We start from the raw sequence: 22,202 nt of genomic DNA, 5'->3' as shown, positions 1-22,202 counted from the left end.
CGGTCGGCACCTACCGTCTGACGCGTCCCGGGGGGACGCGTTAGACTGACGATCTTTCTGCCTTCTTCCTGCGCATCATGTCCGAGCCTACTGCCGCCCCCACCGACGCCCTTCCGGAAGCCCCTGAAAAGCGGGATTTCATCCGTCAGATCGTGCGCGAGGACCTGGCCGCCGGCAAGCACCAGGCCATCAAGACCCGCTTCCCGCCCGAGCCCAACGGCTACCTGCATATCGGCCACGCCAAGTCGATCTGCCTGAACTTCGGCATCGCCGGTGAGTTCGCCGGCGTGTGCAACCTGCGCTTCGACGATACCAACCCGGCGAAGGAAGACCCCGAATACGTGGCCGCCATCCAGGACGACGTGCGCTGGCTGGGCTTTGAATGGAACGAACTGCGGCATGCCTCGGACTACTTCGACGCCTACTACCTGGCTGCCGAGAAGCTGATCCGCGACGGCAAGGCCTATGTCTGCGATCTCTCGGCCGAGGAAGTGCGCGCCTACCGCGGCACCCTGACCGAACCCGGCCGACCCTCGCCCTGGCGCGACCGCAGCGTCGACGAGAACCTGGACCTGTTCCGGCGCATGCGCGCCGGCGAGTTCCCGGACGGCGCCCGCACCGTGCGCGCGAAGATCGACATGGCCAGCGGCAACATCAACCTGCGCGACCCCGCGCTGTACCGAATCAAGCACGTCGAGCACCAGAACACCGGCAATGCCTGGCCGATCTACCCGATGTACGACTTCGCCCATGCCTTGGGCGATTCGATCGAAGGCATCACCCACTCGCTGTGCACCCTGGAATTCGAAGACCACCGCCCGCTGTACGACTGGTGCGTGGACAACGTGGACTTCGCCCACGACGACGCGCTGACCGCCCCGCTGGTCGAACGCGGCCTGCCGCGCGAAGCCGCCAAGCCCCGCCAGATCGAATTTTCACGCCTGAACATCAACTACACCGTGATGAGCAAGCGCAAGCTGATGGCGCTGGTCACCGAGCAGCTGGTGGACGGCTGGGAAGATCCGCGCATGCCGACCCTGCAGGGCCTGCGCCGCCGTGGCTATACGCCGGCGGCCATGCGCCTGTTCGCCGAACGGGTGGGCATCAGCAAGCAGAATTCGCTGATCGACTTCAGCGTGCTGGAAGGCGCCCTGCGTGAAGACCTCGACGCCGCCGCCGCACGCCGCATGGCCGTGATCGACCCGCTCAAGCTGGTCCTGACCAACCTGCCCGACGGCCATGTCGAAACCCTGACCTTCGCCAACCACCCCAAGGACGAGGCGTTCGGCAGCCGCGAGGTGCCGTTCGCCCGCGAACTGTGGATCGAACGCGACGACTTCGCCGAGGTCCCGCCCAAGGGCTGGAAGCGCCTGGTGCCCGGCGGCGAAGTCCGCCTGCGCGGTGCCGGCATCATCCGCTGCGACGAGGTGGTCAAGGACGCCGACGGCACCATCACCGAACTGCGCGGCTGGCTCGACCCGGAATCGCGCCCGGGCATGGAAGGCGCCAACCGCAAGGTCAAGGGCACCATCCACTGGGTGAGCGCCGTGCACGGCGTGCCGGCCGAGATCCGCCTGTACGACCGCCTGTTCTCGGTGCCCAACCCCGACGACGAGTCCGACGGCAGGACCTACCGCGACTACCTCAACCCGGAGTCGCGGCGCACCGTCACCGGCTATGTCGAACCGGCCGCAGCCGCTGCGGCGCCCGAGCAGTCGTTCCAGTTCGAGCGTACCGGCTACTTCGTCGCCGACCGCCGCGACCATGCCCCCACCGCACCGGTGTTCAACCGCAGCGTGACCCTGCGCGACACCTGGTCGGCGTAAGCCCCACCGAATTCGAAAGGCCTGTTCACATGCTGTACGCGCAAGTCCACCTCACCCTGCCCGCCTGGATCCACGACCAGATCGACCTCGGCCGCGCCTATCCCGGCGATGCCGCCAAGGTCGCCCTGGCGATCGAACTGTCGCGGCTGAACGTCGAGGCGCAGACCGGCGGCCCGTTCGGCGCGGTGGTGTTCGGCCCGGACGACCGCATCATCGCCGCCGGCGTGAACCGCGTGGTGCCGCACAGCACCTCGCTGGCCCACGCCGAAAACATGGCCTACATGCTGGCCCAGCAGCGCCTGCAGACGCCGCGGCTGAGTGACGTGCTGGCGCCGATCACCCTGGCCACCTCCTCGCAGCCGTGCTGCCAGTGCTATGGCGCCACCATCTGGGCCGGCATCGACCGTCTGCTGATCGGTGCGAGCGCGCAGGATGTCGAAGAACTCACGCCGTTCGACGAAGGCCCGCTGCCGGCCGACTGGATCGGTGAACTCAACACGCGCGGCATCGAGGTGGTGCGCGACATCGAACGCGACGCCGCCCGCGCGGTCCTGCGTCAGTACGGGGAAACCAACGGTGCGCATTACTGACTCCCGCGCCACCGGCGCGCGTCGATGAGCGGCCTGCTGTGCCTGTGCCGGCAGGGCTTCGAGCCGGAACTGGCCGGTGAGCTCTCCGAGCGCGCCGCCTACGCCAACATCGCCGGCTATGCGCGCACGCAGCGCAATGACGGTTATGTGCTGTTCGCCACCGACGATGGCGCGGCGCTGTCCAGGGCCCTGCCCTGGCGGTCGCTGATCTTCGCCCGGCAGAAGCTGGTGGTGCTGGCCGAACTGCGCGAGTTGGATCCCAGCGACCGGATCACCCCGATCCTGGCCGCGCTTGCCGGCCAGCAGCGTTTCGGCGACATGTGGGTGGAACATCCCGATTCGGATGAAGGCAAGCCGCTGGCCGGGCTGGCCCGCGCCTTCGGCAACGCGCTGCGCCCGGCGCTGCGCAAGGCCGGCCTGCTCACCGACAAACCCAACACCGCCCTGCCGCGCCTGCACGTGGTATTCGTCGACGGACGCCACGCCTTCGTCTGCGTGGCCGACACCCGCGACAGTGCGCCCTGGGCGCTGGGCATTCCGCGCCTGAAGCTGCTGCCGGAAGCGCCGTCGCGCTCGGCCTTGAAGCTGGACGAGGCGCTGCTGACCCTGATGAGCCCGGAAGAACGCGAACAGCTGGTCCGGCCTGGCATGCGCGCGGCCGACCTGGGCGCCGCGCCCGGCGGTTGGACCTGGGTGCTGACCCGCCAGCACATGCAGGTGATCAGCGTGGACAACGGCCCGCTGCGCGAGCATGTCCTGGACACCGGCCTGGTCGAACACCTGCGTGCCGACGGCTTCCACTGGCAACCCGAAGCGCCGCTGGACTGGATGGTCTGCGACATGGTCGAACAGCCACGGCGCGTGGCCGAGCGCATGGCCACCTGGTTCCGCGAAGGCTGGTGCCGGCATGCGATCTTCAACCTCAAGCTGCCGATGAAGAAGCGCTGGGACGAAACCCGGCTGTGCCTGGACCTGTTCCAGGACCAGGCCGGGCGCCCGTTGAACGTGCGCGCCAAGCAGCTGTACCACGACCGCGAAGAGATCACCGTACTGGCGTGGTGAGCCGCCCGTCCGCCACGGTCATTCCGTGGCCGGACCGCGGAACCGCTGCAGGCGGACGACCCGGGTGAGCGTTTCCTGCAGTTCCCTGCGTCGGCTGTCATCGGTGGTTGCGCCGAGTTGGCGACGCAGGTCCTTTTCAATGACCCACAGGTCTTCGATGAGTCCGTCGACACCCGGTCCGGTCACCGGAGGCTGCCGCGTATCGCCTGGCGCACTGCGGCAGTATTCCAGGGACAGCGGCAGGTCCCGGTCCAGCAGCTCCTGCAGACGGGCCCCGGCGTCCACGGCCGGTTCGCTTGCGTGCCCCATCCCATGCGGATGCCCCACGTTGTTGATCTGGATGAGCAGGTCGCGCACCTGCGCCTTGGCCGCGTCCGGCGCCTTGGCGATGGCTTCGGCGGTGCGGGCCCGCTCTTCCTGTGGCCGCAGTTTTCGCCACAGGGCACTGATGGGCGGAATGGGAGGAATGGGGGAGGCCATGAAGCTCCGAAGGGTCCGGGGAAACAGGTACGCGTCGCCCTACCGCCCGTCCACCATGGCCACGCCCGTTCAGTCTGCCCGGGTATCCGGCCGCATCACTTGCAGATATCGATCACTTCGCGTGCGGAGCGACACGACCACGCCCGATTGAATGCACTCCTATCGCGCCGCGCGGCGCTCAGCGGAAGTGCTTCACCGAGATGCACTTTTCCCTGGCCAACAAGGCGTTCATGTAATCGCCATGGCTTTTGCTGCCCGGCTTGCCCTGGTCAAGACAAAGCTGCCGCTGCTGCGCATCCAGTTCCTTGATGAGCGTGTCGACATCGGGAAGCGCCTGCTTGAAATCCGCCTTCGTCGGCGGCTGGTCCCGCGCCTGGGCGACGAAACTGCGCAGCCGGGTTTCGGCCCGGTAGCCCGCGTTGCCCACCGCACTGGCACTGCGCGGCACATTGCGCATGGAAGTGAGCAGTGCGCTGAATCCTTCCATCGCCTTGTCCGGCTTGGCGGACATCCGGCTGGACGTGGACGGGGGCAGCAGGTGGCGGACGATGGTAGAGAAGGTCATGGCAGCGTTTCCGGAAAAAGGACGACGCGGCATGCTGCGGGACTCCCCGGACAGCGCCAGCCGCGCGGCATTCTCCACAACGCCACGGCGAGGCGCTTCCAGATTTCGATCAACGTCGCATTACAGCCCGGCCGCACGCTTCCACAAGGCCGACACCAGCGGCGGCAGCTTGCCAGCGCAGCCCAGTACGCGGCCCCGTGCCAAGGTCAGGTGCATCTCGTCATTGGAGAAAACAGTGTTGATTGCGTCAAATCCGTACGCGGACACCGTGTTGTCGCTGCGTCGTTCGCGGGCCCAGCGCTGCAGCCGCTCCGTCGACGCCCAGTCCTGGCGCCGCTGGTGCGCGCGCTGCACCAGCGCATGCAGCGCGGCCACGTCGCGCAGGCCCAGGTTCACCCCCTGCCCGGCCAACGGGTGCACGACATGGGCCGCATCGCCCAGGGTCAGCACGCGACCTGCCACGTAGGCGCTGGCGAGCTGGCGTCGCAGCGGGAAGGCGACGCGGCGCGAGGCCAGGGACATCGCCCCCAGCCGCCCGCCGAAAGCACGGGTCAGCGCGGCATTGAATGCCGCCTCGTCCAGGGCCAGCACGCGCTCGGCCTCGGCATCGGGCAGGGTCCAGACGATCGAACTGCGGCGCGCCCCGGCCGGCAGCACCGCCAGCGGGCCGCTCGGCAGGAAGCGTTGCCAGGCGGTGGCCTGGTTGTCCTGTTCGGTGTCGATGTAGGCCACCACGCCGCGCTGCCCGTACTCCTGGCGGCTGACCTGTAGCCCGGCCAGGCGGCGCAGGGTCGAATCGGCGCCGTCGGCGGCAATCGCCAGCGTCGCCTCCAGCCTGCGCCCATCGTCCAGCCGCAGGCGAACGCCGTCGCCGTCCTGCTCCAGCGCCTCGACCCGCGCCGGGCAGCACAGCTGCACGCCGGCGCCCGGCAGGGCGGCCCAGAGCCGGTCGACCAGCAGGTCGTTCTCGACGATCCAGCCCAGCTGTTCGCGGCCAAGCCGATCGGCATCGAACTGCAGTTCGTCGCCACCGGCGGCATCCCAGACCCGCATGCGCCGGTAGGCACATGCGCGCGCGGCCACGATCGACGGCCATACGCCCAGCGTGCCCAGCAGCTGCGCATTGTCCGGGGCGAAGGCATACACGCGCAGGTCCGGCTGCTGCGGTTGCCAGGCGGTCGGCTCACGGCCTTCCACCAGGGTCACTTCCAGCCCGGCATCGGCCAGGGCCAGCGCGCACGCCGCCCCGACCACGCCACCGCCGACCACGATCACATCGCGTGCGCGGCGGCTCATGCGCCCGCTCCCCGGCACAACGCCGGCACATCGCCACGGAAGCCCATGGCACCGCCGACCAGCAGCGACTGCATCGACGTCGCCTGTGCCGCCAGCAGGCCCAGGCTGCGCAGCGGGCGCAGCAGCGGCGCCGGGTTGCTGGTCACGCGCGCCAGCCCGCCGGAGAAGGCGATGGTCTGCGCGCGGTCGTCCTCGCGGCGCGCCACGTGCGCCTGCAGCAGGGCATCGCTGCCCGGGTCGGACGCCGTTTCCAGCAGCTCGGCCAGGGTCAACGCGTCGCGCAACCCCAGGTTGAACCCCTGCGCGCCAAGCGGATGCAGGGTCTGTGCGGCATTGCCCAGCAGCACGGCGCGTTCGCCTGCCGTTGCCCGGGCCAGGACCTGGACCAGCGGATAGGCACTGCGTGGCCCACTGTCCAGCAGGCGCCCGGCGCGCCAGCCGATGGCCTGCTGCAGCCGTTCCAGCCAGGCGGCATCGTCCAGCGCCAGCACCGCATCGGCCTGGTCGCGGGGCACGCCGTGGACCGCGCCGTAGTGACGGTCGCCGCGCGGCAGCAGCGCGGTCGGGCCGGAATCGGTGAAGCGCTCATAGGCGGTCCCGTCGGGCGCGCGCGCCGCGCGCACCCGCGCGACGAACAGGGTCTGCTGGAAGTCGTGCTCGTCCACCCCGATGCCCAGGGCGTCGCGCACGCCGCTGCGGGTGCCGTCGGTGCCCACCACCAGCCGCGCGAGCAGGCAGCGCTCGCCCGTGTCATCGGCGATGAAAACCTGGCGATGGCCGTCCACCGTGTCGCCCAGGCGGAGGAAGCGTGCCGGGCGGTAGCGGGTCAGGTGCTGCAGGCCCAGCAGGCGCGTTTCCAACGCCTGGCCGAAATCGCGGGCGACCACCACCTGCCCGAAGAACGGCCGCTGGTACTGCGCGGCGTCCATCTGCACGCGGCCGAAATCGCCGGCGCGGCTGACCTGGATACGGGTGATCGGGCCGGGTGCCGAGCCCAGCAGCTGCATCACCCCCAGCGCAGTCAATGCATTGACCGTGGCTGCGGCGAAGCTGAGGTTGCGCTGGTCGAACACCGGCGGCAGCGTACCGGCCGCAGCGGCGTCCACCAGGCCGACGTTGCGGCCGGCCCGGTCCAGCGCGATGGCCAGGCTGGCGCCGACCAGCCCGCCGCCCACGATCACTACGTCATGACGTTCACTCATGCCGCCCATGATAGTGCGTGCGGCCCCGCTACGCCCTGCGGTGGCAGGCGCTAGAATGAACGCCGGACCTCCAACGCCCCTGCCCATGACCACTGCCCAACGCGCCTTCATCCTGTTCGTGCTCGTGCTGCTGATGGCCGCGACCCGGGTCAATCATTTCGCCGCGATTCCCGATGCCTCGTGGGCCGTGTTCTTCATCGGCGGCTTCCAGCTGCGCCGCTGGACACGCTGGGCCTTCCCGCTGCTGATGGTGCTGGCGATCGTGATCGACGTGCTGGTGATCCGCGCCAGTGGCATCGGCTACTGGCAGCACTATTGCGTATCGCCGGGCACGGCCCTGCTGGTGCCGGCCTACTTCGCGATGTGGGCTGGCGGGGCCCTGCTGCGCCAGGGCTATGTCAGCGCCGACTGGACCGCGCTGGCCAAGGCCGCCGTCCTGCTGGTGGCCGCCGTGGCGGTCTGCCACCTGTTTGCGCAGAGCGGCTTCTACTGGACCAGCGATGTGGTCGCAGCGCCCACCCTGGGCGGCTGGGCGAAGAACTACGCGGACTGGTTCCTGCCCTACCTGCGCACGGCCGCGATCTACGTCGGCCTGGCCGCCGCACTGCAGCTGGCCACCGAACAGGTGATCAAGCTGAACCAGGCCCGCCGCGACCTGCTGCGCTGAGAACGGCGCACATGGGCAACCGACTCTCGCGCATCTACACCCGCACCGGCGACGACGGCAGCACCGGCCTGGGCGACGGCAGCCGCGTGGCCAAGGACGCGGCCCGGGTCAACGCCTTCGGCAGCGTGGACGAGGCCAACTCGGCGCTGGGCGTGCTGCTGGCCGTGGCCCTGCCCGATGACGTGCGCGCACTGCTGACGACGGTGCAGCACCAGTTGTTCGACCTCGGCGGCGAACTGTGCATCCCCGGCCATGCCGCCATCCAGGCCACCGATGTGGCCGCGCTGGAACAGCAGCTGGACCACTACAACGCCACGCTGCCGGCGCTGAAGGAATTCATCCTGCCCGGCGGTGGCGAAGCGGCCGCGCGCTGCCATCTGGCGCGCACCATCGTCCGCCGTGCCGAGCGCGAGACGGTGACGCTGGCACGCCTGGAGGCGGTCCGGTCCGAAGCGCTGCATTACCTCAACCGGCTGTCCGACCTGCTGTTCGTGCTGGCGCGGGTGCTGGCCCGCGCCGATGGCCATGGCGAGGTGCTCTGGCAGCACTCGCGCCGCCACGGCTGAGCCGCCCCCGCCCGGAACCCTGCCCGCATGCTGGTTTTCACCCATCCCGCCTGTCTGCACCACGATCCCGGCCCGGGCCACCCCGAATGCCCGCGGCGCCTGCAGGTCGTGCTCGATGCGCTGCACGCGGCCTACCCGGGCACGCTGGACTGGCGCCAGGCACCGCCGGCCAAGTTCGGCGAGCTGGCGCGGGTCCACGACAGTGCCCTGATCGACCAGGTGCTGGCCCCGCAGACCGAGCCCCTGCGCCTGATCGACATGGACACGATGACCTCGCCGGGCTCGGCCAGTGCCGCGCTGCATGCCGCCGGCGCCGGCGTCGCGGCCGTCGATGCGGTGATGCTGGGCGACGACCCGCTGGCGTTCTGCGCGGTGCGTCCCCCGGGCCACCATGCCACCGCCGGTACCGCGATGGGCTTCTGCCTGTTCAACAACATCGCCATCGCCGCCGCCTATGCGCGCGACCGGTATGGGCTTGAGCGCATCGCCATCGTCGATTTCGACGTGCACCATGGCAACGGCACCCAGGACATCTTTGCCGCCGATCCGCGGGTGGCGTACTACAGCACCCACCAGGCCGGCCTGTTCCCGAACTCGGGGCTGCGCCGCGACCGGGGCGCCGGCAACCTGCTCAACATCCTGTTGCCGCCCGGCAGCGGCAGCTTCCGCTTCCGCAACACATGGGCCGATGAAATGCTGCCGGCAATCGACGACTTCCGGCCGCAGCTGGTGCTGGTCTCGGCCGGGTTCGACGCCCACCTGCGCGATCCACAGGCCGACCTGATGCTGGAGACCGACGATTTCGCCTGGATCACCACCGAGCTGCGCACGCTGGCCCGGCGCCATGCGGCCGGACGCCTGGTCTCCATGCTGGAGGGCGGTTACGACCTGCAGGCGCTGGCCGAGTGCAGCGTTGCGCACGCGGGTGCCCTGCTGGAACCATGAACCCGGCCCCCTCCGCGCCGGACACCTTCATTGCCCCTATGCAAGGGATGGGGCAAGCTACGATCCGTTTTCGCCTGAATCCGAATCCCGCGTGCGCCGAGCCCTCCGCCTGCTGCCCCTCCCCCTGAGCATCGCCATCTGCCTGCCGGCCATGGCCGACGAGAAACCGGTGAACTGGGGCCTGTGCCCGGTCGCAGACGTGCTGCCCGCCTTCCAGGACGCCCCGGTGGCGGACAAGGCCGCAGCCGAAACCCGCGACCAGCAGCCCACCGACATCGAAGGCGACACCCTGTTCGGCACCAGCACCGTGCCGCAATACCAGGGCAACGTAGCGCTCAAGCGCGGCGACCAGTTCCTGGGCACCGACCACCTGAGCTTCGATACCGAGAGCGGCAACTATGTTGCCGAAGGCAACGTCCGTTACCAGGACGCGTCGATCCGGATGACCGCCAAGCGGGCCGAAGGCAACCAGGAAGCGGACACCCACAAGATCAGCGACATCCAGTACCAGCTGGTGTCGCGCCGTGGCCATGGCGGCGCCGACTCGATCGACCTGCAGGGTTCGGTCGGCCAGATGCACCGCTCCACCTACACCACCTGCGATCCCTCGCAGCCGGTGTGGAAACTGTCCGCCCCGCAGATCGAAGTGGACAACGACGAAGGCTTCGGCACCGCCCGCAACGCCGTGCTCCGGATCGGCAAGGTGCCGGTGCTGTGGGCACCGTACTTCAAGTTCCCGATCGACGACCGCCGCCAGACCGGCCTGCTGTACCCGCAGCTGGGCATGTCCGGGCGCAACGGCTTCGATTACGCCCAGCCGATCTACTTCAACCTGGCGCCGAACTACGACGACACCCTGACCCCGCGCTACATGAGCAAGCGCGGCCTGATGCTCGACAACGAGTTCCGCTATCTGTACGACGGCGGCCGCGGCGAGCTGCAGACCGCGTACCTGCCCAACGACAAGCTGCGCGACAAGGATCGCGGCCAGGTCGAGTTCGAGGGCTACCACAACGTCAATTCGACCTGGCAGGCACGCGCCAACATTGCCTGGGTCAGCGACGAGCGTTACACCGAAGACTTTTCCAGCAAGCTGCTGGGGGTGACCACCTCCAGCCTGCAGAGCCAGATCGGCATCTACGGCACCGGCGAGAACTGGAGTGGCGGCCTGATGGCCGACTACTGGCAGTTGACCGACTACACCCTCACCGAGGCCTCGCTGCCCTATTCGCGCCAGCCGCGCCTGTTCGGTACCTGGGACAAGCCGCTGCTGCCGTGGCTTGAAGTGGGCGTGTACGCCGAAGCGGTGCGGTTTACCCATGACGACGTCAACCAGAAGTTCGGCGCCGATGGCGATTACGAGCGCAATGGCATCGTGACCCCGTATTACAACGGCTCGCGCCTGGACGTGAAGCCGTACGTGTCGCTGCCGTTCGCCGGTGCGTCCTGGTACGTCACCCCGGCCGTGGCCTACCGCTACACCGGCTACGAGCTGGACCGCGGGCTGGCTGACCAGACCCGGGCGCAGGCGCTGCGCGACGCCGGTATCGATCCGGCCACGGCGACCCCGGACCAGCTGCGCGGCAACACCTCGCCGCACCGCGGCGTGCCGATCGCCAGCCTGGACGCGGGCATGTTCTTCGACCGCGAAACCACGATCAACGGCAAGGGCTACCTGCACACGCTGGAACCGCGCCTGTTCTACCTGCGCACGCCGTATCGCGACCAGAGCGACCTGCCGATCTTCGATACCCGCGACTTCACCTTCAGCTGGGGCCAGCTGTTCCGCGATTCGCGCTACACCGGCGCCGACCGCCAGAACGACGCCAACCAGCTGACCATGGCGCTGAGCACCCGCTTCATCGACCAGACCACCGGGCGCGAGCGGTTCTCCGGCAGCATCGGCCAGATCCTGTACTTCGACGATTCGCGGGTCACCCTGCCGGGCCAGCAGGCCCAGATCGAACAGGGCAAGTCGGCCTGGATCGCCGACGCCAACTACGCCATCAACGACCGCTGGAACCTGGGCGCCACCTACCAGTGGGACCCCAAGTACAAGCGTGAGGACCTGGCCAGCGTGCGCGCGCGCTACCTGATGTCCAACGACGGCATCGTCAACCTGACCTACCGCCACCGCCTCAATTCGGGCGCCCCGGCAACGGCGACCAAGGAAGAGCGGACCCTGCTGGAACAGGTCGACCTGTCCTTCCTGTACCCGATCAATGCCACCTGGAGCGTGGTCGGCCGCTATTACTACTCGATCGAAGACAAGGCACCGCTGGAAATCATCGGCGGCGTGCAGTGGGACAGCTGCTGCCTGGCCGTCCGGGCGCTGGCCCGCCGCTACGTGCGCAACCGCGAGGGCGAGCTGAACAATTCGTTCCAGATCGAATTCGTGCTCAAGGGCCTGAGCTCGATCGGCCAGAACACGGACCGCACTTTGCGCCGTGCTATTCTCGGCTATTACCGGGACGACCTCTATCTCGTGCCGCCCAGCACTACCGGTGCGCCCACGCGCGATGACTACGATCCGAACCTGATCCCATGACCAAGACCCTTCCCGTCCTTCTCGCCTCCGTCCTCGCCGTCACCACCGTTTCCGCGCCGCTGCAGGTGCTGGCCCAGCAGACCCAGTCGCTGGACCGCATCGCCGCGATCGTCGACGAGGATGTCGTGCTGCAGAGCGAGCTGGACCGCGCCGTGCAGAACATCAAGGCCCAGTACGCCGGTCGTGAAGGCCAGCTGCCGCCCGACGACGTGCTGAACCGGCAGGTGCTGGAGCGCCTGGTGCTGGTCAAGCTGCAGGTGGCCCGGGCCCAGGGCAGCGGCATCAAGGTGAGCGACCAGGAACTCAACCAGGCGCTGAATTCGATCGCCCAGCAGAACGGCTCCAACCTGGACGCCCTGCGCCAGCGCCTGGCCGCCGACGGCCTGGACTTCAACGACTTCCGCAACTCGGTCCGCGACGAAATCACCGTGCAGCGGCTGCGCCAGAGCTTCGCGCAGAGCCGCATCAGCGTCAGCGAGGGCGAAGTGGACGCCGCGCTCAAGCAGGAAGCCACCGCCGGTACCCAGTACCACCTGGCGCACATCCTGATCGCGCTGCCGGAAGGGGCGACCGCCGAGCAGATCGCCACCGGCCAGAAGAAGGTCGACGGCGTGAAGGCCCTGCTGGACAAGGGCGAGCTGGACTTCAACGCGGCGGCCGTGCGCTACTCCGACAGCCCCAACGCGCTGGAAGGCGGCGACCTGGGCTGGCGTTCGCTGGATGAGATTCCGGGCGCCTTCGCCCAGATGATGAACGGCATGAAGGCCGGCGACGTGGTCGGCCCGCTGCGCGGCCCCAGCGGTTTCCAGCTGCTCAAGCTGGTGGAAGTGCGTGATGCCAGCGCCACCGCCAGTGGCCAGACCATCACCGAATACCATGCCCGGCACATCCTGGTGCGGGTCAACGACCAGCAGGACAACGCCACCGCCAAGGCCAAGATCGACACCCTGCGTGCGCGCATCGCCGGCGGCGCGGATTTCCAGGCGGTGGCCCGCGAATCGTCGGAAGACAGCAACAGCAAGGGCCAGGGCGGCGACCTGGGCTGGTTCCCGGCCGACGCGTTCGGCCCGGACTTCGGCAAGCAGGTCACCGCGCTGAGCGACGCCGGCGTCAGCCAGCCGTTCCGCACCGACGCGGGCTGGCACATCGTCGAACGCGTGGGCAGCCGCCAGACCGATGCCGGCACCGACAACAAGCGTGCCCAGATCCGCGAGACCATCGGCCGCCGCAAGCTGGAAGAAGAATACAACCGCTACCTGCAGGAACTGCGTGGCGAAGCCTACGTGGACCTGCGCACGGGCGACCGCGCCCAGGCCACCCCGGCACCCGCGCCGGCCAAGCCCTGAGCCGGCGCCGATGCTCCCGCAGCTCGCTCTGGTACCGGGCGAGCCCGCCGGGATCGGCCCGGAACTCTGCCTTCGCCTGATCCAGCAGCCGCGCACCGATTGCCGGCTGCTGGCGTTCGCCGACCCCGATACGCTGCGCGCGGCGGCCACGGCGCTGTCGCTGCCCCTGACCCTCCTGCCTGAGGATGCCATCGCCCGCCAGCCGGGCGATCTGCCGTTGTGCGACGTCCCCAATGCGCGGCCGTCGCGCTTTGGCCAGACCGACCCGGCCAACGCCGGCGCGGTGATCGGCGCGCTGCTCCAGGCCGGCCAGGCCTGCCTGGACGGGCGCGTGGACGGCGTGGTGACCGGCCCGGTGCACAAGGCGGTGATCAACCAGGGCGGGATCGCCTACAGCGGCACCACCGAACTGCTGGCCGACCAGGCCGGCGTGCAGGTGGTGATGATGCTGGCCAACGACATCGTCCGGGTGGCCCTGGCCACCACCCACCTGCCGCTGCGCGCGGTGGCCGACGCGATCACCGCCGACGGCCTGGCGGCCACCCTGCACACCGTGCACGGCGCCCTGCGCGACCAGTTCGGCATCGCCGCGCCGCGGATCGCGGTGCTGGGCCTGAATCCCCACGCCGGCGAAGACGGTCACCTGGGCCGTGAAGAACTGGACGTGGTGATCCCCCTGCTGGAGCGGCTGCGCGCCGACGGCATGGACCTGGTCGGGCCGTTGCCGGCCGATACCGCGTTCCTGCCGCAGAAGCTGGCCGGGTTCGATACGGTGCTGGCCATGTACCACGACCAGGGCCTGCCGGTCCTGAAATACAGCGGCTTCGAGCAGGCGGTGAACATCACCCTCGGCCTGCCCTACCCGCGCGTGGCGGTGGACCACGGCACGGCGCTGGAGCTGGCCGGTCGCGGCATTGCCGATCCCTCCAGCCTGCTCGCCGCCACCGCCTTGTGCGCCCGGCTGGCGCGGCAACGTAAAATGAGCGCATGACCTCTTCGCATTCCCCCTCCGCGCCCGGCTTCACCGCCCCGGCCAAGAAGCAGCTGGGCCAGCATTTCCTGGCCGACCGCAGCTACATCGACAAGATCGTGCTGGCGGTCAACCCGAAGGACGACGACCGCCTGGTCGAGATCGGCCCGGGCCAGGGTGCGATCACCCTGCCGCTGCTGCGCCGCCACCCGCGCCTGACCGTGATCGAGTTCGACCGCGACCTGATCGCACCGCTGACCGCCGCCGCCGCGCCGCTGGGCGAGCTGACCATCGTGCACCGCGACGTGCTGCAGGTGGACTTCACCGAACTGGCCGGTGACGGCCAGATCCGCCTGGTCGGCAACCTGCCCTACAACATTTCCTCGCCGATCCTGTTCCATGCCATGGAGCATGCGGCGGTGATCCGCGACATGCACTTCATGCTGCAGAAGGAAGTGGTGGACCGCATGGCCGCCGAGCCGGGCAGCAAGGTCTATGGCCGCCTGAGCGTGATGCTGCAGGCCTGGTGCAGGGTGACGTCGCTGTTCGTGGTGCCGCCGGGCGCGTTCCGGCCGCCGCCGAAGGTGGATTCGGCGGTGGTCCGCCTGGTACCACGGGATCCGGCCACGGTCGGCATCCTCGATCGCAGGCGTTTTGCCGAAGTGGTCCGGGCTGCCTTCGGCCAGCGCCGCAAGACGTTGCGCAATGCGCTGAACGGGGTGGTCACGCCGGACCAGTTCGACGCGGCCGGCGTGCGCAGCGATGCGCGCGCCGAGCAGCTGGAAGTGGCCCAGTTCATCGCGTTGGCCAACGTGCCGCGCGCGGAAGATTGAAACTCCCTCTAAACTGTCTGCATGAACGACGCTGCACACTATGCGATCTCGGTCGAGGTCGCCCCGCGTTTCCTGGATGACCAGTCCATGCCGGAGGACGGCCGCTATGCGTTCGCCTATACGATCCGCATCCACAATGCCGGACGCGTGGCCGCCCGGCTGGTGGCGCGGCACTGGCGGATCACCGACGGCAATGGACGGGTCGAGCATGTGGACGGCGATGGGGTGATCGGCGAACAGCCGCGCCTGCGCCCGGGTGAAGACTTCCGTTACACCTCCGGTGTCATGCTGGAAACCGAACACGGCACGATGCAGGGGCATTACGACATGGTGGCCGATGATGGCACCGAGTTCGCCGCCCCGATCGCACCGTTCGTGTTGACCGTTCCGCGCACGCTGCACTGATGGAGGCGCACGCATGAGTGTCTGGGCCATCGGCGACCTGCAGGGCTGTTACGAAGTGACCCAGCGCCTGCTGGAGAAGATCCGCTTCGACCCGGCGGTGGATACGCTGTGGTTCTGTGGCGATCTGGTCAACCGCGGCGGACAGTCGCTGGAGACGCTGCGGCTGGTGCATTCGCTGCGCGCGTCCAGCGTGGTGGTGCTGGGTAACCACGATCTGTCGTTGCTGGCCGTCGGCGCGCGTTCGGAAGAGGAGCAGCGCAAGGTCAATCCGGACCTGCTGCGGATCGTGCAGGCCGAGGACCGCGACACGCTGCTGGACTGGCTGCGCATGCAGAAGCTGGTGCACGTGGACCGCGAGCTGGGCTGGATGATGGTGCACGCCGGGCTGGCCCCGAAGTGGACCACGCAGCTGGCCGAGAAGCATGCGCGTGAGGTCGAGCAGCAGCTGCATGGCAGCGGCTACCGCAAGCTGTTCCGCAACATGTACGGCGACAAGCCGGTGTGGTCGCCGGGGTTGTCGGGGTATGACCGTTCGCGCGCGATCATCAACCTGCTCACGCGCATGCGCTACTGCACGCCGCGCGGGCGGATCGGGATCGAGGACAAGGGCACGCCCGGCACGCAGGAACAGGGGCTGTACCCCTGGTTCGAGGTACCGGGGCGGGTCGAGCGCGATCTGAAGATCGTGTGCGGCCACTGGTCGGCGCTGGGCCTGACCATCACCCAGGGCGTGCATGCCATCGATACCGGCGCCGTGTGGGGCGGCAAGCTCACGGCACTGCAGCTGGACACCGAAGAACTGCGCGTGGTGCAGGTGCCGGGCCGCGACGTGCCCAAGCCGGTCACCCCGCCGCGCCCGCCAGCGCGCCGCAACGAAGGCGAAGGCAACGGCCGCCCGCCGCGTGGCCCGCGCAATAACAACCGCGGCCCCCGCCAACAACAGCCACGCCGCACGGTCGAACCAAGCGGCAACGAAGGCAACGGCACACCGACCACGGCCTGACGCGCATATCGGTGTGAATAAGCGACCGCATCTTCTGGACGCTGGGTGACGCGTAGTGACACGCCATGCATGTCTGTTCCGTCAGCGCGCGGAACTACCTGTCAGGCACGTAATCCACGAAGTCGAACGCATACGCGTGTTTCGCATCGGCCGGGTGATGCTCGCGCGCGACTTCCACCCACTTCGCTGAATCGAACGCCGGGAAATGGGTATCCGCGTTTACCTGCGCATCCACCCAGGTCAGGTGCATGTCGGTGGCCTGCGCCATCACCAGGCGAAAAATCTCGCCGCCGCCGATCACGCACAGCTCTTCGGCGCCGGCGGCCTCCGCGAACTGCTTTGCTTCTTCGATTGACGCCACGGCCTGCATGCCGTCAAACGGCACCTGGCCCGAACGGGTCAACACCAGGTTGGGTCGCCCCGGCAGCGCGCGGCCGAGCGACTGCGCGGTCTTGCGCCCCATCAGGATCGGCTTGCCCAGTGTCAGCGCCTTGAAGCGCTTCAGGTCATCCGGCAGCTGCCAGGGCAGCTGGTTGTTCTGGCCGATACCGTGGTCGCGGTCGAGGGCGACGATCAGGGAAAGCTTCATACCGCTACCGGCGCCTTGATGGCAGGGTGCGGGTCATAGCCGTCTATACGGATGTCCTCGAACTGGAAGCCGAACAGATCGGTCACGTCCGGATTCAGCCACAGCGTGGGCAGCGCGCGCGGTTCGCGCGCGAGTTGCTCGCGGGCCTGTTCGTAATGATTGGAATACAGGTGCGCGTCGCCCAGCGTGTGCACGAAATCGCCCACGCCCAGCCCGGTGGCCTGCGCCACCATGTGGGTCAGCAGCGCGTAGCTGGCGATGTTGAACGGCACGCCCAGGAAGATGTCGCCGCTGCGCTGGTACAGCTGGCAGCTCAGCTTGCCGTCCACCACGTAGAACTGGAACAGGTTGTGGCAGGGCATCAGCGCCATCTGCGAAAGTTCACCGACGTTCCAGGCGCTCACCACCAGCCGGCGCGAATCCGGATTGCGCTTGATCTCGTCCACCAGCCACTGCATCTGGTCGATGCTGCCGCCGTCGGCGGTGGCCCAGCTGCGCCACTGCTTGCCGTAGACCGGGCCGAGGTCGCCGTTCGCGTCGGCCCATTCGTCCCAGATCCGCACCTGGTTGTCCTGCAGGTAGCCGATGTTGGTGTCGCCCTTCAGGAACCACAGCAGCTCGTGGATGATCGAGCGCAGGTGCAGCTTCTTGGTGGTGACCAACGGGAAACCGTCGTTGAGGTTGAAGCGCATCTGCCAGCCGAACACGCTGCGCGTGCCGGTGCCGGTGCGGTCCGATTTTTCCGTGCCGTGTTCAAGCACATGCTCGAGCAGGTCCAGGTAGGCTTTCATGCCTTGCCCCCGGCCGTGGCGGGGGTGACCGGCAGCACCGGCTGCAGCACCGGCGCGCGGCGCGACAGGGCGAGCAGCACCAGGCCCAGCACCACCAGCGGCAGGCTCAGCAGCTGGCCGCGGGTGAACCAGTCAAAGGCCAGGTACACGCCGTTGTCGGGCATGCGCACGAATTCCACCGCGAAGCGGAACACGCCATACATCAGCGCGAACAGGCCCGAGACCAGGTAACGGTGGCGCGGGGTGGCCGACACCGCCCACAGCACCACGAACATCACCAGCCCTTCCAGCAGCGCTTCGTACAACTGCGAGGGGTGACGGGCGAACTGATTGAGCGCGCCGGTGGCGAACTGCTCCCGCAGCGCCGGCATGTCCAGCTGGTTCAGCGGTGACGGCAGGCCGGAGGGAAACACCACGCCCCAGGTGCCGTCGGTGTACTTGCCCCACAGCTCGGCGCCGATGAAGTTGCCGATGCGGCCGAAGCCCAGGCCCAGCGGAACCAGCGGCGCCATGAAGTCGATGGTGTCGCCCAGGTGCAGGCGGTGCTTGCGCGACCTGTACCACGAGGCGAACAACACGCCCAGCAGGCCACCGTGGAAGCTCATGCCGCCGTCCCATACCTTGAACAGCAGCAGCGGGTTGTGCAGGAATTCGGCGGTGGCATAGAACAGCATGTAGCCCACGCGGCCGCCCACCACCACGCCGAGCATGGCGTAGAACAGCAGGTCGGAGAAGCCATTGGCATCCACTCCCGGCAGGCGCCCCGCCGCGATCCGCCGGCGCCCCAGCCACCAGGCGGCCATGAAGCCGAGCAGGTACATGATGCCGTACCAGTGCACCTTGACCGGCCCAAGCGAAAGGGCGATGGGGTCGATATCGTGGAAATAGATCATGGGCGGCGCCTTGCAGGTAAGCGGCTATTCTACGACCGCCCGCCGACCTCAAAGTAGCTGGGGGCTGTCCGGAAGGGCGTCGTCCTTCGACCCGGACCCGGGCGGATAGTGCCCGGCCAGTATCGCCGAGACCTCTTCAATGGCCAGCAGCACCGCATCCTGCAGGGCGCCGTCGCGCAGCTGCTGCTGCATGTGCGCGCACACCGCCTGCCACTGCGCCTCGCCGACCTTGCCGCGGAGGCCGCGGTCGGCCACCAGTTCGATGGCGTGGTCGGCCAGCAGCAGGTAGACCAGCACACCGTTGTTCTGCTCGGTATCCCAGGTGCGCAGCTGGGCAAAGGCCTGCTCGGCGCGCTGGCGCGGCGTGACGCCCTGCCACAGGGCCAGCCACGGCAGGTCGGCTTCCACCGCGAACATGACCTGGCCGCCGTGGCGACGCTCGCCGGCGGCGATCGCGTCGGTGATCGCCCGCAGCCGGTCTTCGCTGAAGGCGCGGTGCAGCGAGGGAGCGAACAGATGGCGCCAGATGCGCATCACCAGCCTCCCGAGGCGCCGCCGCCTCCGGAACGCCCGCCGCCACCGCCCCAGCCACCACCACCGCCGAAGCCGCCACCCCCACCGCCGCCCCAACTGCCGCCACCGAAGCCGCCGCCGCCCCAGCCGCTGTTGCGGGCGAAGCGGCCGGCACGGCCGGAGGACGCACCGAGGAACAGGCCGATCAGCCCGGCCAGGCCACTGGCCAGCAACAGTGAGGTGAACAGGAACGCGGCCACGGCCGCACCGCCGCCGCCCAGCAGCGCGCGCAGCGGGCGCGGCAGTCCGCCCAGCAGGGTACGGGCGAAGGTGCCGACGAAGAAGCCGATCACCAGGGCGATGCTGAAACCCTCGCTGCCGCTGCCGCGTGGTGCCGGGTTGGCGCTGACCGGTGCGGGCAGTTCCTCGCCGTCGATCAGCTTGACCAGCGCGGCGGTGCCGTCGGCGAGCCCACCGGCATAGTCGCCGCTGCGGAAGTGCGGGGCTAGGTATTCCTGGATGACGCGGTTGGCGATGGCATCGGGAATGGCGCCTTCCAGCCCGTAGCCGGGTTCGATACGCACCTTGCGGTCGTCCTTGGCCACCACCACCAGTACGCCGTCATCCACGCCCTTGCGCCCGACCTGCCACTGCTCGAACACCCGCTGGGTGAACTGCTCGATGGTCTCGGGCTGGGTGCTGGCCACCATCAGGATCTGCAGCTGGCTGCCCTTGCGCTGCTGCAGGGCCAGCGCCTGCGCTTCCAGCGCCTGCTTCTGCGTGGCATCCAGGGTGCCGGTGGTGTCCACCACCGGCGAGCTCATCGGCGGAATTGCCGCTTCGGCCTGCGCCCATGCGGGCCCGGCCAGGCACAGTCCCAGCAGCAGCAACGCGCGCAGCAGCAGGCGGATGTTCACCGCGTTACTGCGCCGGGGCCTGCTGCGGCTGCGGCGCGGGCGCCGGGGCCGCCGGCTGCGCACCGAACTTCACCGCTGGCGGCTGCGAGATCTGCGCTTCGTTCTCGACCGTGAAGTTCGGCTTTTCCTTGTAGCCGAAGATCTTGGCGGTGATCAGCTGCGGGAACGAGCGGATGTAGGTGTTGTAGTCCTGCACCTGCTGGATGTAGCGCCCGCGGGCCACGGTGATGCGGTTCTCGGTGCCCTCCAGCTGCGCCTGCAGGTCGCGGAAGCCCTGGTCGGACTTCAGGTTCGGGTAGTTCTCGGTGACCACCAGCAATCGCGACAGCGCCCCGCTGAGTTCGCCCTGCGCCTGCTGGAACTGCTTCAGCGATTCGGCGTCGTCGGCATTCACATTGACCTGGCCGACCCGCGCACGGGCGTTGGTGACGTCGGTCAGCACCTGCCGTTCCTGATCGGCATAGCCCTGGACGGTCTGTACCAGGTTCGGGATCAGGTCGGCGCGGCGCTTGTACTGGTTGAGCACTTCGGCCCAGCCGGCTTTTACCTGCTCGTCCTTCTGCTGGATCGAGTTGTAGCCACAACCGGACAACAGGCTGGCCAGCAGGGCCAGCAGGATCAGTCGGGGAGAGATACGCATGGCCGGCTCCGGATCGGGATGGACGCGGCCGGAGAATGGCATGAATAGGGGTTAATTCCCCGTTAGGGTGTCCGGGCGTGACGACCAACGGTCGTCACCTACCCGGTGGGTCCGCGCACCCTTGCCGCGTCGATCGGTTCGCCCCCATCGCCGGATGACTCCGCCCCCCGGTAGGTACCGACCCTTGGTCGGTACGGGCGAAACCAACCCAGGTCGGCTTCGCCCATCGCCGGGTAATTCCGCCCCCGGTAGGTACCGACCGTTGGTCGGTACGGGTTTCACCAATTGCCGGCGCCCGGCACGTGGTGGGCCACGGCGCGGCGGCGCATCAGCAGGTTCAGCCACTCCACCAGCACCGAGAACCCCATCGCGGCGTAGATGTACGGCTTGGGCACGTGCACGTCCAGGCCATCCAGGATCAACACCGCGCCGATCAGCAGGATGAAGGCCAGCGCCAGCATCTTCACGGTCGGGTTGGCGTCGATGAAGCGGCCCAGCGGGTTGGCCGCCAGCAGCATCACCGCCACCGACAGCAGGATCGCCGCCACCATCACCGGTACGTGCTCGGCAATGCCCACCGCGGTGATCACCGAGTCCAGCGAGAACACGATGTCGATGATGGCGATCTGCGCGATCACCAGGCCGAACACCGCCGACGCCTTGGTGGTGGTCGGGTCCTCGTCTTCGCCGCCGGTGATAAGCTCGCGGATTTCCATGCCGCCCTTGATGATCAGGAACAGCCCGCCCACGATCAGCACCAGGTCACGGATGGAAATGCCCATCCCCGCCACGGTGAACAGGTTGGCCTGCATGTGCGCCAGATAGGCCAGCGACACCAGCAGCAGGATGCGGGTGATGCAGGCGACCGCGATGCCCAGCTTGCGCGCGAACGGGCGGCGTTCCTCGGGCAGCTTGCTGACCGCAATGGAGATGAACACCAGATTGTCGATGCCGAGCACGATTTCCAGTGCGCTCAGGGTCAACAGGGTCAGCCAGACGTTGGGATCGGACAGCAGGTCGAGGAACATGGAGACATCCTTACAGGGGGAAATGACGCGCCAGGCGCGTCAGAAGATTCGCGGCGCCAGTACCAGGACCCAGCACACCAGCACATTCATCATCAGCACGAACACCGCCGCCGAGCCCATGTCCTTGGCGCGGCCGGCCAGTTCGTGGAATTCGGCGCCGTAACGCTCGATCACCGCCTCGATCGCCGAGTTGGCAAGTTCCATGGCCAGCACCAGCAGCATCGAGCCGATCATCAGCGCGCGCTCGACCGGGCTCTGGCCCAGCCACAGCGCCAGCGGGGCCAGCACCACCAGCAGGTAGACCTCCAGGCGGAACGAGGATTCGTGCAGCCACGCCGCCCGCAGTCCCTGCCACGACCATACCGCGGCCTTGAAGATGCGCCTTGGGCCGCGCGGCAGGTGCCCGAATTCGTCAGCCACGCAGGCACGCTCCACGGCGGAAAGCGTGGCACGGAGGCAGGTGCAGGGCACGGCAAAGGGTCATGGGCAGCGCATGGACAGGGCGTGAATCCTCCATTTTGCCATAT

At 68.4% G+C, this 22,202-nt stretch carries 24 protein-coding genes; 12 read left to right on the top strand and 12 right to left on the bottom strand.

Annotated features, from left to right (window positions below; all coding sequences use genetic code 11):
• Window positions 1-77 precede the first annotated feature (77 nt).
• Genes ACIGII_RS01795 through rlmM form a run of 3 tightly spaced genes read left to right on the top strand, consistent with a single transcriptional unit; the run spans window position 78 to window position 3,478 of the window.
• Window positions 78-1,826 carry a glutamine--tRNA ligase/YqeY domain fusion protein gene (locus ACIGII_RS01795; RefSeq protein ID WP_399635297.1) on the top strand — a complete coding sequence of 583 codons (1,749 nt, stop codon included), beginning with the start codon at window positions 78-80 and terminating at the stop codon, window positions 1,824-1,826.
• 29 nt (window positions 1,827-1,855) lie between these two features.
• Complete coding sequence (locus ACIGII_RS01790) at window positions 1,856-2,416, top strand: nucleoside deaminase (protein ID WP_399635299.1); 561 nt, start codon at window positions 1,856-1,858, stop codon at window positions 2,414-2,416.
• Window positions 2,417-2,440: 24 nt separating this feature from the next.
• Window positions 2,441-3,478: a 23S rRNA (cytidine(2498)-2'-O)-methyltransferase RlmM gene (rlmM, locus tag ACIGII_RS01785; protein WP_399635302.1), complete on the top strand. Its 1,038-nt coding sequence runs from the start codon at window positions 2,441-2,443 to the stop codon at window positions 3,476-3,478.
• Between the two features lie 18 nt (window positions 3,479-3,496).
• Here rlmM and ACIGII_RS01780 read toward each other — a convergent pair whose 3' ends face one another.
• The 4 genes from ACIGII_RS01780 to ubiH form a co-directional block, all read right to left on the bottom strand.
• The gene (locus ACIGII_RS01780) at window positions 3,497-3,958 is read right to left on the bottom strand and encodes a hypothetical protein (protein ID WP_399635303.1); all 462 of its coding nucleotides are present in this window, start codon (window positions 3,956-3,958) and stop codon (window positions 3,497-3,499) included.
• 178 nt (window positions 3,959-4,136) lie between these two features.
• Complete coding sequence (locus ACIGII_RS01775) at window positions 4,137-4,523, bottom strand: hypothetical protein (protein ID WP_399635306.1); 387 nt, start codon at window positions 4,521-4,523, stop codon at window positions 4,137-4,139.
• Between the two features lie 120 nt (window positions 4,524-4,643).
• Window positions 4,644-5,819 carry a UbiH/UbiF family hydroxylase gene (locus ACIGII_RS01770; RefSeq protein WP_399635309.1) on the bottom strand — a complete coding sequence of 392 codons (1,176 nt, stop codon included), beginning with the start codon at window positions 5,817-5,819 and terminating at the stop codon, window positions 4,644-4,646.
• On the bottom strand, window positions 5,816-7,021 hold the full coding sequence (gene ubiH, locus ACIGII_RS01765; RefSeq protein ID WP_399635312.1) for a 2-octaprenyl-6-methoxyphenyl hydroxylase: 1,206 nt from the start codon (window positions 7,019-7,021) through the stop codon (window positions 5,816-5,818). The genes ACIGII_RS01770 and ubiH overlap by 4 nt, the downstream gene beginning before the upstream one ends.
• 85 nt (window positions 7,022-7,106) lie before the next feature.
• Between ubiH and ACIGII_RS01760 the strand changes: the two genes are divergently transcribed.
• The 9 genes from ACIGII_RS01760 to ACIGII_RS01720 all read left to right on the top strand — a co-directional run bounded on the left by ACIGII_RS01760 (window position 7,107) and on the right by ACIGII_RS01720 (window position 16,304).
• Window positions 7,107-7,688: a hypothetical protein gene (locus ACIGII_RS01760; protein WP_399635314.1), complete on the top strand. Its 582-nt coding sequence runs from the start codon at window positions 7,107-7,109 to the stop codon at window positions 7,686-7,688.
• Window positions 7,689-7,699: 11 nt separating this feature from the next.
• On the top strand, window positions 7,700-8,254 hold the full coding sequence (locus ACIGII_RS01755) for a cob(I)yrinic acid a,c-diamide adenosyltransferase (RefSeq protein ID WP_399635316.1): 555 nt from the start codon (window positions 7,700-7,702) through the stop codon (window positions 8,252-8,254).
• Window positions 8,255-8,281: 27 nt separating this feature from the next.
• Window positions 8,282-9,199, top strand: a complete 918-nt coding sequence (locus tag ACIGII_RS01750) for a histone deacetylase family protein (RefSeq protein ID WP_399635318.1) — start codon at window positions 8,282-8,284, stop codon at window positions 9,197-9,199.
• A 91-nt stretch (window positions 9,200-9,290) separates the two neighbouring features.
• Window positions 9,291-11,747: an LPS-assembly protein LptD gene (gene lptD, locus ACIGII_RS01745; RefSeq protein ID WP_399635321.1), complete on the top strand. Its 2,457-nt coding sequence runs from the start codon at window positions 9,291-9,293 to the stop codon at window positions 11,745-11,747.
• Window positions 11,744-13,093, top strand: coding sequence for a peptidylprolyl isomerase (locus ACIGII_RS01740; RefSeq protein WP_399635323.1), 1,350 nt, complete (start codon window positions 11,744-11,746; stop codon window positions 13,091-13,093). Before lptD ends, ACIGII_RS01740 begins: the two co-directional genes overlap by 4 nt.
• A 10-nt stretch (window positions 13,094-13,103) precedes the next feature.
• A complete protein-coding gene (pdxA, locus tag ACIGII_RS01735) occupies window positions 13,104-14,084 on the top strand; it encodes a 4-hydroxythreonine-4-phosphate dehydrogenase PdxA (RefSeq protein WP_399635325.1) in 981 nt (326 codons plus the stop codon).
• Window positions 14,081-14,896, top strand: a complete 816-nt coding sequence (gene rsmA, locus ACIGII_RS01730) for a 16S rRNA (adenine(1518)-N(6)/adenine(1519)-N(6))-dimethyltransferase RsmA (RefSeq protein ID WP_399635328.1) — start codon at window positions 14,081-14,083, stop codon at window positions 14,894-14,896. The genes pdxA and rsmA overlap by 4 nt, the downstream gene beginning before the upstream one ends.
• Window positions 14,897-14,917: 21 nt before the next feature.
• Window positions 14,918-15,301 carry a Co2+/Mg2+ efflux protein ApaG gene (gene apaG, locus ACIGII_RS01725; protein ID WP_399635330.1) on the top strand — a complete coding sequence of 128 codons (384 nt, stop codon included), beginning with the start codon at window positions 14,918-14,920 and terminating at the stop codon, window positions 15,299-15,301.
• Between the two features lie 13 nt (window positions 15,302-15,314).
• Window positions 15,315-16,304: a symmetrical bis(5'-nucleosyl)-tetraphosphatase gene (locus tag ACIGII_RS01720; RefSeq protein WP_399635332.1), complete on the top strand. Its 990-nt coding sequence runs from the start codon at window positions 15,315-15,317 to the stop codon at window positions 16,302-16,304.
• 94 nt (window positions 16,305-16,398) lie between these two features.
• On the opposite strand, the gene ACIGII_RS01715 is transcribed toward ACIGII_RS01720, so the two are convergent.
• The 8 genes from ACIGII_RS01715 to ACIGII_RS01680 all read right to left on the bottom strand — a co-directional run bounded on the left by ACIGII_RS01715 (window position 16,399) and on the right by ACIGII_RS01680 (window position 22,095).
• Window positions 16,399-16,893: a dihydrofolate reductase gene (locus ACIGII_RS01715; protein WP_399635335.1), complete on the bottom strand. Its 495-nt coding sequence runs from the start codon at window positions 16,891-16,893 to the stop codon at window positions 16,399-16,401.
• The gene (locus ACIGII_RS01710; protein WP_399635336.1) at window positions 16,890-17,684 is read right to left on the bottom strand and encodes a thymidylate synthase; all 795 of its coding nucleotides are present in this window, start codon (window positions 17,682-17,684) and stop codon (window positions 16,890-16,892) included. The genes ACIGII_RS01715 and ACIGII_RS01710 overlap by 4 nt, the downstream gene beginning before the upstream one ends.
• The gene (lgt, locus tag ACIGII_RS01705) at window positions 17,681-18,577 is read right to left on the bottom strand and encodes a prolipoprotein diacylglyceryl transferase (RefSeq protein ID WP_399657383.1); all 897 of its coding nucleotides are present in this window, start codon (window positions 18,575-18,577) and stop codon (window positions 17,681-17,683) included. Before lgt ends, ACIGII_RS01710 begins: the two co-directional genes overlap by 4 nt.
• A gap of 48 nt (window positions 18,578-18,625) precedes the next feature.
• Window positions 18,626-19,111, bottom strand: coding sequence for a TPM domain-containing protein (locus ACIGII_RS01700; protein ID WP_399635341.1), 486 nt, complete (start codon window positions 19,109-19,111; stop codon window positions 18,626-18,628).
• Window positions 19,111-20,001 carry a TPM domain-containing protein gene (locus ACIGII_RS01695; protein WP_399635767.1) on the bottom strand — a complete coding sequence of 297 codons (891 nt, stop codon included), beginning with the start codon at window positions 19,999-20,001 and terminating at the stop codon, window positions 19,111-19,113. Before ACIGII_RS01695 ends, ACIGII_RS01700 begins: the two co-directional genes overlap by 1 nt.
• 10 nt (window positions 20,002-20,011) lie before the next feature.
• A complete protein-coding gene (locus ACIGII_RS01690) occupies window positions 20,012-20,647 on the bottom strand; it encodes a LemA family protein (RefSeq protein WP_145481563.1) in 636 nt (211 codons plus the stop codon).
• Between the two features lie 278 nt (window positions 20,648-20,925).
• Window positions 20,926-21,675 (bottom strand): TerC family protein, encoded by a 750-nt coding sequence (locus tag ACIGII_RS01685; protein WP_399635344.1) that lies wholly within the window; start codon window positions 21,673-21,675, stop codon window positions 20,926-20,928.
• 39 nt (window positions 21,676-21,714) lie between these two features.
• Window positions 21,715-22,095 (bottom strand): diacylglycerol kinase, encoded by a 381-nt coding sequence (locus tag ACIGII_RS01680; protein WP_399635345.1) that lies wholly within the window; start codon window positions 22,093-22,095, stop codon window positions 21,715-21,717.
• Between the last annotated feature and the right edge of the window lie 107 nt (window positions 22,096-22,202).

The organism is Stenotrophomonas sp. NPDC077420, from assembly GCF_044543385.1.
In the GTDB taxonomy this organism is placed as follows: Bacteria; Pseudomonadota; Gammaproteobacteria; order Xanthomonadales; family Xanthomonadaceae; genus Stenotrophomonas.
Note: the sequence above shows the minus strand (reverse complement) of the source record. Positions and strands in the feature narration are given on the sequence as shown.

Bases quoted from the DNA above. Each gene is read 5' to 3' on its own strand.
- rsmA (WP_399635328.1), top strand. From the start codon at position 14,081: ATGACCTCTTCGCATTCCCCCTCCGCGCCCGGCTTCACCGCCCCGGCC.
- ACIGII_RS01720 (WP_399635332.1), top strand. From the start codon at position 15,315: ATGAGTGTCTGGGCCATCGGCGACCTGCAGGGCTGTTACGAAGTGACC.
- ACIGII_RS01750 (WP_399635318.1), top strand. From the start codon at position 8,282: ATGCTGGTTTTCACCCATCCCGCCTGTCTGCACCACGATCCCGGCCCG.
- rlmM (WP_399635302.1), top strand. From the start codon at position 2,441: ATGAGCGGCCTGCTGTGCCTGTGCCGGCAGGGCTTCGAGCCGGAACTG.
- ACIGII_RS01710 (WP_399635336.1), bottom strand. From the start codon at position 17,684: ATGAAAGCCTACCTGGACCTGCTCGAGCATGTGCTTGAACACGGCACG.
- ACIGII_RS01685 (WP_399635344.1), bottom strand. From the start codon at position 21,675: ATGTTCCTCGACCTGCTGTCCGATCCCAACGTCTGGCTGACCCTGTTG.
- ACIGII_RS01775 (WP_399635306.1), bottom strand. From the start codon at position 4,523: ATGACCTTCTCTACCATCGTCCGCCACCTGCTGCCCCCGTCCACGTCC.
- pdxA (WP_399635325.1), top strand. From the start codon at position 13,104: ATGCTCCCGCAGCTCGCTCTGGTACCGGGCGAGCCCGCCGGGATCGGC.
- apaG (WP_399635330.1), top strand. From the start codon at position 14,918: ATGAACGACGCTGCACACTATGCGATCTCGGTCGAGGTCGCCCCGCGT.
- lgt (WP_399657383.1), bottom strand. From the start codon at position 18,577: ATGATCTATTTCCACGATATCGACCCCATCGCCCTTTCGCTTGGGCCG.
- ACIGII_RS01690 (WP_145481563.1), bottom strand. From the start codon at position 20,647: ATGCGTATCTCTCCCCGACTGATCCTGCTGGCCCTGCTGGCCAGCCTG.
- ubiH (WP_399635312.1), bottom strand. From the start codon at position 7,021: ATGAGTGAACGTCATGACGTAGTGATCGTGGGCGGCGGGCTGGTCGGC.
- ACIGII_RS01770 (WP_399635309.1), bottom strand. From the start codon at position 5,819: ATGAGCCGCCGCGCACGCGATGTGATCGTGGTCGGCGGTGGCGTGGTC.
- ACIGII_RS01700 (WP_399635341.1), bottom strand. From the start codon at position 19,111: ATGCGCATCTGGCGCCATCTGTTCGCTCCCTCGCTGCACCGCGCCTTC.
- ACIGII_RS01760 (WP_399635314.1), top strand. From the start codon at position 7,107: ATGACCACTGCCCAACGCGCCTTCATCCTGTTCGTGCTCGTGCTGCTG.
- ACIGII_RS01740 (WP_399635323.1), top strand. From the start codon at position 11,744: ATGACCAAGACCCTTCCCGTCCTTCTCGCCTCCGTCCTCGCCGTCACC.
- ACIGII_RS01755 (WP_399635316.1), top strand. From the start codon at position 7,700: ATGGGCAACCGACTCTCGCGCATCTACACCCGCACCGGCGACGACGGC.
- ACIGII_RS01715 (WP_399635335.1), bottom strand. From the start codon at position 16,893: ATGAAGCTTTCCCTGATCGTCGCCCTCGACCGCGACCACGGTATCGGC.
- ACIGII_RS01790 (WP_399635299.1), top strand. From the start codon at position 1,856: ATGCTGTACGCGCAAGTCCACCTCACCCTGCCCGCCTGGATCCACGAC.
- ACIGII_RS01780 (WP_399635303.1), bottom strand. From the start codon at position 3,958: ATGGCCTCCCCCATTCCTCCCATTCCGCCCATCAGTGCCCTGTGGCGA.
- ACIGII_RS01795 (WP_399635297.1), top strand. From the start codon at position 78: ATGTCCGAGCCTACTGCCGCCCCCACCGACGCCCTTCCGGAAGCCCCT.